Below are 7,602 nucleotides of genomic sequence, written 5' to 3' on the forward strand. Positions count from 1 at the left end.
CGACCACCGAGGTCGAGAACTTCCCCGGCTTCACCAACGGCGTGCAGGGTCCGGAGCTGATGGAGGCGATGCGGGCGCAGGCCGAGCGCTTCGGTGCACGCATTCTCTACGACGATGCGACCCGCCTCGAGCTCGCAAGCGACGTCAAGACGATCGAGACCGGTTCGGGTGAGACGTTCCGCTCGCGCAGCGTGATCCTCACCACCGGTTCTGCGTACCGCAAGCTCGGCCTGGCCGAGGAGGAGCGGCTGTCGGGACACGGGCTGTCGTGGTGCGCGACCTGCGACGGGTTCTTCTTCCGCGAGAAGGAGATCGCCGTCGTCGGCGGCGGTGACTCGGCGATGGAGGAGGCGCTGTTCCTGACGCGTTTCGCGTCGAAGGTGACCATCGTGCACCGCCGCGACGAGTTCCGCGCGTCGAAGATCATGGCCGAGCGCGTGCTCGCCGATCCGAAAATCGAGGTCGCCTGGAACAGCGAGGTCGCTGAGCTGGTCGGCGAGAGCGCCGTCGAGGCGCTCCGCCTGCGCGACACGGTCACCGGCGACGAGAGCATCCTGCCCGTCTCCGGGGTGTTCGTCGCGATCGGCCACGACCCGCGCTCGGAGCTGCTGGCCGGTCAGGTCGATCTCGACGACGAGGGCTATGTGCTCGTCGACCACCCCACGACCGCGACGAACCTGCCGGGCGTCTTCGCCGCCGGCGACCTCGTCGACCGCCGCTACCGTCAGGCGATCACCGCATCGGGCACCGGCTGCGCCGCCGCGCTCGACGCCCAGCACTTCCTCGCCGGCCTCTCCGTCGACGAGACCGAGACCGAACTCCTGGAGGCATCCGCATGAGCGCGACCATCCCCGTCACCGACGCCACGTTCGAGGCCGAGGTACTGCAGTCCGACATCCCCGTGCTGGTCGACATCTGGGCGACCTGGTGCGGACCATGCAAGGCGATCGCCCCGATCCTCGAAGACCTCGCCGGCGAATACGACGGCCGGGTGAAGATCGTCAAGCTCGACGCGGACGCCAACCCGCAAACCGTGATGGCTGCCGGGGTCACGTCGATCCCGACCCTCGGCTTCTACCGCGACGGTGAGCGCGTCGACGTGCTCATCGGCGCGAACCCCAAGCCCGTCATCGCGGGCAAGATCGACGAGCTGATCGCATGAGCACCGCGACACAGACCCGCGCGAAGCCCGCAAGGCTCTCCACCCTCGACCGGTGGCTGCCACTCTGGATCGGCCTCGCCATGGTCGCAGGGCTCCTCCTCGGCCGGTTCATCCCGGCACTGTCCGACGTGCTCGCACACATGGAGGTCGGCGGAATCTCCGTGCCGATCGGTCTCGGGCTGCTCGTCATGATGTATCCGGTGCTCGCGAAGGTCCGCTACGACAAGGTCGCCGCCGTCACCGGGGACAAGAAGCTGCTCGCATCGTCGCTGATCCTGAACTGGATCGCGGGACCTGCGGTGATGTTCGCCCTCGCGTGGATCTTCCTCCCCGACCTGCCGGAGTACCGCACCGGCCTCATCATCGTGGGTCTCGCGCGCTGCATCGCGATGGTCGTCATCTGGAACGACCTCGCCTGCGGCGACCGCGAAGCCACCGCCGTACTGGTGTTCATCAACTCGGTCTTCCAGGTCGTCGCGTTCTCACTGCTCGGCTGGTTCTACCTCACAGTGCTGCCGGGATGGCTCGGCCTCGACTCGCAGGGCCTCGATGTGTCGATCGGGCAGATCGCGATCAACGTGCTCGTCTTCCTCGGCGTGCCGCTCGCGGCTGGCTTCCTCACCCGTTTCTTCGGCGAGAAGGCGAAGGGTCGCGACTGGTACGAGGCAAAGTTCATCCCCGTGATCGGCCCGTTCGCGCTCTACGGCCTGCTGTTCACGATCGTGTTGCTATTCGCGCTCCAGGGTGAAGCGATCACCTCCCAGCCGTGGGACGTCGCCCGCATCGCGTTGCCGTTGCTGGCGTACTTCGCGATCATGTGGTTCGCTGGCCTCCTTCTCGGCAAGGGCATTGGCTTGAACTATGCCCGCTCCACCACCCTCGCCTTCACCGCAGCGGGCAATAACTTCGAGCTCGCCATTGCCGTCGCGATCGGCACCTTCGGCGCCACCAGCGGCCAGGCCCTCGCAGGCGTTGTCGGCCCGCTCATCGAAGTACCCGTGCTCGTGGGCCTGGTGTATGTCTCCCTCTGGGCGGCGCGGAAATGGTTCCACACTGACCCGTATGCTGTTCCCGCCGTCTCCGAATCGAGGGCATCATGACCACCACCGAACTCTGTACCCCGGCCCCGACGCACGCCATCGGCGAGGAGGCCGCCGACGCCGTCGCGACGACGCTCAAGGCACTCGCCGATCCGTTCCGGCTGCGCATGCTGTCGGCGATCGCAACCGACCCGCGCGGCGAGGCCTGCGTCTGCGACCTCGCGGAGCTCGCGGACGTGTCGCAGCCCACCGTGTCGCATCACCTGAAGAAGCTCAAAGACACGGGTCTGCTCGCCTCCGAACGACGCGGCACGTGGGTGTACTACAGCATCCTCCCCTCGCGGAAGCAGGCCGTGACCGCACTGCTCGATGCATTCGCACCCGCCGCGATCACCGAAGCAGCGACCGAGCAGGAAGATCGCGCGGCTGCGCTGGAAGCCCTCAACGCGAAGGTCGAGCGCCTCGCCGCAGAGCTCGCCGACGAGATGGATCACCTGAATCGCGACCTCGTCGTCACGATCGTGCGGGAATCGTTCGCCGGCCTCGTCCGCTCCGCGAAGCTCACCGGCCATATGGTCCCGCTGACCGAACGCTTCGCCCGCCAGCGTCTCGCCGACATCACCCGCGACCGCGAAGCGGGTAAGCCGCAGGTCCTGTTCGTCTGCGTCGCCAACGCGGGCCGCTCGCAGCTCGCCGCGGCACTGGTGAACCAGCTCTCCGGCGGCGACATCGTCGCACGCTCCGCCGGCTCGACGCCCGCGTCCGAGGTGCACCCGCACGTCCGCTCGATCCTCGCCGACATCGAAGGCGAACAGGATGCCTCGGCTGCATTCCCGAAGCCGCTCACCGACGACGCCGTGCGCGCCGCCGACGTCGTCGTCACGATGGGCTGCGGGGACGTATGCCCGATCATCCCGGGCGTGCAGTACCAGGACTGGGCCGTCGGCGACCCCGCCCTCGCCTCCGAAGAAGGCGTCGCCGCGATCCGTGACGACATCGAAGCCCGCGTCCGCACCCTCATCGAATCTCTCGCCACCCGCTGAGAAGAAAGAAGACCTCTCTCATGACCACTGCAACGCACAGCGTCCTGTTCGTCTGCGTCCACAACGCCGGCCGCTCCCAGATGGCCGCGGGCTTCCTGCGCCACCTCGCGGCAGGCCGCATCGAGGTCCGTTCGGCCGGGTCCATCCCCGCCGACCAGATCAACCCCGTCGCCGTCGAGGCCATGCTCGAAGAGGGCATCGACATCCGCGGCGAGGCACCCAAGGTCCTCACCACCGAGGCCGTGCAGGACTCGGACGTCGTCATCACGATGGGCTGCGGCGACGCGTGCCCATTCTTCCCTGGCAAGCGCTACGAAGACTGGAAGCTCGACGACCCCGCCGGCCAGGGCATCGAGTCGGTCCGCCCGATCCGCGACGAGATCAAGCGCCGCATCGAGGAACTCATCGCGTCGCTCGAGCCCGCAGCCGCAGAGGCGGCCAGCGCATGAGCGCGTCGGTGCTGTTCGTCTGCAAGAAGAACGGCGGCAAATCGCAGATGGCCGCAGCCCTCATGCGCCAGCACGCAGGCGACGCGATCACCGTGTACTCAGCCGGCACCGCACCGAGCGATAAGCTCAGCGCCCTCGCCGAGGAAGCGATCATCGAGGTCGGCGCGTCGATGGAGGGCGAGTATCCGAAGCCGATCGACCCGGAGATTCTCCGCAGCGTGGATCGGGTCATTGTCCTCGGCGACGAGGCGAAGGTCGCGTCGGTCGACGGCATGGCGGGTGTGATCGAGACTTGGACTTTCGCAGATCAGGACGCTTCCGACATCGGTGGCGGCGACCGCACGCGTGCGATCCGGGACCAGATCGCTGAGTACATCCGTGCGCTCGCTGTCGAACTCTTGCGCTGACAGTGGAGCGGAAGATGCCCCTGGTGCCGCGATTCAGCGGCACCAGGGGCATCTTTCGTTTACGTCAGCTGCAGCGTGGTGATGCAGGTGGCGTCATCGTTGTTGCCCGTCGACAGAGTGCCCTCGGCGGTGCGCCCATCCTTCTCGATGATCACGTCAGCGGTGACTCCGCGCGGGAGCCAGACGCCGATGAAGCCGTTATCGAAGGTGCGGACCGTGCCGTCGGTGTATGCCTCGCCCGTCGCAGAGTCGGTGATGGTGACGTCGACGTCGGTGTCGCTCTGTTCTCCGACGCAGCTGACGGGCGCGTGGTAGTAGCAGTCGTGAGTCTGCTGCTCGTACGGTGCGATCGCGACATACACCTCGTCATCGGGCATCGGGAAGGATTGCTCGCCCGAATCGTCGGTGATGATGAGTGCGTCTGGCCGGATCTGCGCGGTGAAAGTGTCCGGGCGTTCATTGACGGGCATCCGGTCAAGGGTGTCGATGATGGTGCGTGCGTCAAGGCCGGCAAGATCATCGACGTCTTCGATGCGCACATCGCGTGGAGACTCGGTCGCCGCGGGAGCAGGCACCGGCCCGGACGTCGCCGAACAGCCGACGAGGACACCCGTCGCCAACAGGAGCGCCCCGACAGTCGCAAGGATCTTCGCCCGCGGAGGGTTCGTGTGTGTGAAATGCATGATGAAGCCTTTCGAGTCCGTGGTGCGGCGGGCCGGAGCTGCGCTGCGGCCCGCCGCACCACCAGAAGGAGTCAGAGGGTGTCGAGGATGTCGTTCATCGCGGTGATCTCGGCGCTCTGCGAGTCGATGACCTGTTGCGCGAGGTCGAGCGCGTCGGGGTTCTGGCCGTCGGCGAGCTCGGTCTCGGCCATGTCGATCGCACCCTCGTGGTGGACGATCATGCCTTCCAGGAACAGGCGGGCCGCCTCGTCTCCGGTGGCGTCGTCGAGGGCGGTCATGGCTTCGTCGTCCATCATGCCGTCCTCGCCCATGTCGTGACCGGCCATGCCGTCCCCGGATGTGGCGCCCCAGTCGTCGAGCCAGCCGGTCATGGTCTCGATCTCCGGCGCTTGAGCGTCCTTGATCTGCTGGGCGAGGTCGGTGACGCGCGGATCGATGCCGTCCTTGTCGAGGATCATGTCCGCCATCTCCACGGCCTGTTCGTGGTGCGGGATCATCATCGCCGCGAACATCTCGTCGGCGGCATTCGCCTCCGACGAGGTTGAGGCATCGGGGGTGCTGGTGGAGTGCGAACTGTGATCAGCGCCGCCGGTGGTGTCGTCGGCGGCTGTCGAGCACCCGGCGAGGAGGAGGGAGGCGGCCAGAGCGGTCGCGAAGAGAGTGATCGTGCGAATACGCATGAGAAGAGGTCCTTGTCTTGTCAGTCGAAATGTGGGGTGGTGATCCGTCGCCCGGGCAGGGCGAGACCCCGCCGACCGCGCCGAGGGTTCGGGCGGGCGGCAGGGTGGTGCGGATCAGGTTCGACTGATCGACAGGACGAGGAGAGAGGGCGGGCGCGGCCACGGCAGAGACCGCAGCAGCACGCGCACCCGGACCAGCGGTGACGGTACGGGCAGGAGCCAGCCGCCGAGCAGGCGCGGCGCGCTAAGAACCAGCGCGACGGCGAGCAGCGCGAGCACGCACATCATCATCTGCATCGCAGGATCGTGCGACATCCCGCCACACTCATCACCCGCACAGGCGCCCTGCTCCGTGGCCTCCAGAGAGTTCGACGCATCGTGGCGCATCGTCGACACCGGCTCGGAGGAGGCGTCGTGTGTGAGGGCGACGTCGTGCACCGAAGCAGAGTAAGCCGCCGCGTGGTCGTGTCCGGTCATGGGCAGGGTGTGCCCGACGGAGAGGGCATGCATGCCGAGCAGGCCGGTGATGACGAGCAGGGTGAGCCCGACGCTGAGCAGCACACGGCGCACGGTCGTCGATACGACCCGCTGCTCACGCGCTGCACTCAACGGCTGCTCCCTCCTGGTCATAGTCAACGATAGTTCGGTCAGGCTGACCGTTCCCGTGCGGCGCGCGTGCTCGCTGCCGGGCTGAGGTCGAGACGGCGCAGCAGTTGCGCATTCGCGGCGACCACGATCGTCGACAGCGACATCAGGATCGCGCCGACCGACATCGGCAACACGAACCCCACCGGCGCGAGCACACCCGCGGCCAAAGGCACGGAGACGAGGTTGTAGCCGGCGGCCCACCACAGGTTCTGCCGCATCTTCCGGTACGCCGCCTTCGACAGCTCGATCACCGACAGCACCGAGCGCGGGTCGGAACTGGCGAGGATGACTCCGGCCGACGCGATCGCGACATCCGTGCCCGCGCCGATCGCGATCCCGACATCCGCCTGCGCGAGCGCCGGGGCGTCGTTCACCCCGTCGCCGACCATCGCGACCTTCAACCCTTCCGCCTGGAGTGAGGCGATCTTCGCGGCCTTGTCCTCGGGGCGCACCCCGGCGAAGACGCGGTCGATGCCGAGCTCCCGACCGACCTGGTGCGCGACGGCCTCGGCGTCGCCGGTGATCATCACCACCTGCACCCCAGACGCGTGCAGCGCCTCGACCGCGTCACGCGATTCCGGACGGATCTCGTCCTCGAGCGCGAGACCACCGGCCACCCGCCCGTCGATAGCGATGTGCAGGATAATCGCGCCCTCGCCCCGCCATGCCTCTGCCTCGGCGATCTCGGCGGCGCCGAGCTGTTCGAGCAGGCGCGGCCCGCCAACCCGCACCTCGTGCCCGTCCACGCTCGCGCTCACCCCGACGGCCGGCGACGAGGAGAACCCCGACGCAGCTGGGATTGTGAGTTGCTTCTCGTGGGCGGCGCGGACGATGGCCTGCGCAAGCGGGTGCTCACTGTCGGCCTCCGCCGCCGCGGCCAGCGCGAGCAGACGATCCACATCGATCCCCTCGACGGTCGCCGCCTGGGTGAGAACAGGTTCGCCCTTGGTGAGGGTGCCGGTCTTGTCGAACACGACGACATCGACGGTGCGCATGCTCTCCAGCGCGAGACGGTCCTTGACGAGCACACCGCCCTTCGCCGCACGTTCGGTCGCGATCGACACCACCAACGGGATCGCCAGTCCGAGCGCGTGCGGGCACGCGATCACCAGTACCGTGATCGCCCGCACCACCGCGTCATCCGGGCTCCCGACGAGCGTCCACACCACCGCGGTGGTCACCGCCGCGGTGAGAGCGAACCAGAACAGCAGCGCCGCCGCACGGTCTGCGATCCGCTGCGCCCGCGACGACGACGCCTGCGCTTCGGCGACCAGACGCCCGATCCCCGCCAACGCCGTGTCCTCGCCCGTCGCGGTGACCTCCACCCGCAGGCCGGAGTCCGTGGCGACCGTCCCCGCCGTTACCGGGTCGCCGAGGCTCCGGGCGACGGGACGGGATTCGCCGGTCACCATCGACTCGTCCATATCCGCCCGGCCGTCCACGATGCGACCGTCCGCGGGCACACTCCCACCGGGACGGACGATCACGAC

10 protein-coding genes are annotated in these 7,602 nt (G+C 67.9%); 6 read left to right on the forward strand and 4 right to left on the reverse strand.

Annotated features, from left to right (window positions below; genetic code table 11):
- The 6 genes from BGN97_RS15185 to BGN97_RS15210 form a co-directional block, all read left to right on the forward strand.
- A partial coding sequence (locus BGN97_RS15185; protein ID WP_292703251.1) for an FAD-dependent oxidoreductase occupies positions 1-839 on the forward strand: 839 nt, incomplete at its 5' end.
- Positions 836-1,162, forward strand: coding sequence for a thioredoxin (gene trxA / locus BGN97_RS15190; RefSeq protein WP_188700264.1), 327 nt, complete (start codon positions 836-838; stop codon positions 1,160-1,162). The genes BGN97_RS15185 and trxA, both read left to right, overlap by 4 nt.
- Positions 1,159-2,262 (forward strand): ACR3 family arsenite efflux transporter, encoded by a 1,104-nt coding sequence (arsB, locus tag BGN97_RS15195; RefSeq protein ID WP_188700263.1) that lies wholly within the window; start codon positions 1,159-1,161, stop codon positions 2,260-2,262. The genes trxA and arsB overlap by 4 nt, the downstream gene beginning before the upstream one ends.
- Positions 2,259-3,245: a metalloregulator ArsR/SmtB family transcription factor gene (locus BGN97_RS15200; protein ID WP_292703255.1), complete on the forward strand. Its 987-nt coding sequence runs from the start codon at positions 2,259-2,261 to the stop codon at positions 3,243-3,245. Before arsB ends, BGN97_RS15200 begins: the two co-directional genes overlap by 4 nt.
- Positions 3,246-3,265: 20 nt before the next feature.
- Entirely contained in the window at positions 3,266-3,694 is a 429-nt protein-coding gene (locus BGN97_RS15205; protein ID WP_188700261.1) for an arsenate reductase ArsC, read from the forward strand.
- Positions 3,691-4,101 carry a low molecular weight phosphatase family protein gene (locus BGN97_RS15210; protein ID WP_188700260.1) on the forward strand — a complete coding sequence of 137 codons (411 nt, stop codon included), beginning with the start codon at positions 3,691-3,693 and terminating at the stop codon, positions 4,099-4,101. The genes BGN97_RS15205 and BGN97_RS15210 overlap by 4 nt, the downstream gene beginning before the upstream one ends.
- 59 nt (positions 4,102-4,160) lie before the next feature.
- Here BGN97_RS15210 and BGN97_RS15215 read toward each other — a convergent pair whose 3' ends face one another.
- The 4 genes from BGN97_RS15215 to BGN97_RS15230 form a co-directional block, all read right to left on the reverse strand.
- Positions 4,161-4,640, reverse strand: coding sequence for a CueP family metal-binding protein (locus BGN97_RS15215; protein WP_292703261.1), 480 nt, complete (start codon positions 4,638-4,640; stop codon positions 4,161-4,163).
- 215 nt (positions 4,641-4,855) lie between these two features.
- Positions 4,856-5,464: a DUF305 domain-containing protein gene (locus tag BGN97_RS15220; RefSeq protein ID WP_188700258.1), complete on the reverse strand. Its 609-nt coding sequence runs from the start codon at positions 5,462-5,464 to the stop codon at positions 4,856-4,858.
- Positions 5,465-5,578: 114 nt separating this feature from the next.
- Positions 5,579-6,025 (reverse strand): DUF6153 family protein, encoded by a 447-nt coding sequence (locus BGN97_RS15225; protein WP_292703264.1) that lies wholly within the window; start codon positions 6,023-6,025, stop codon positions 5,579-5,581.
- Between the two features lie 86 nt (positions 6,026-6,111).
- Positions 6,112-7,602: heavy metal translocating P-type ATPase (locus tag BGN97_RS15230; RefSeq protein WP_292703266.1), on the reverse strand; the 1,491-nt coding region annotated here is incomplete at its 5' end.

The sequence above is a fragment of the Microbacterium sp. 69-10 genome, assembly GCF_001897945.1.
GTDB lineage: Bacteria > Actinomycetota > Actinomycetes > Actinomycetales > Microbacteriaceae > Microbacterium.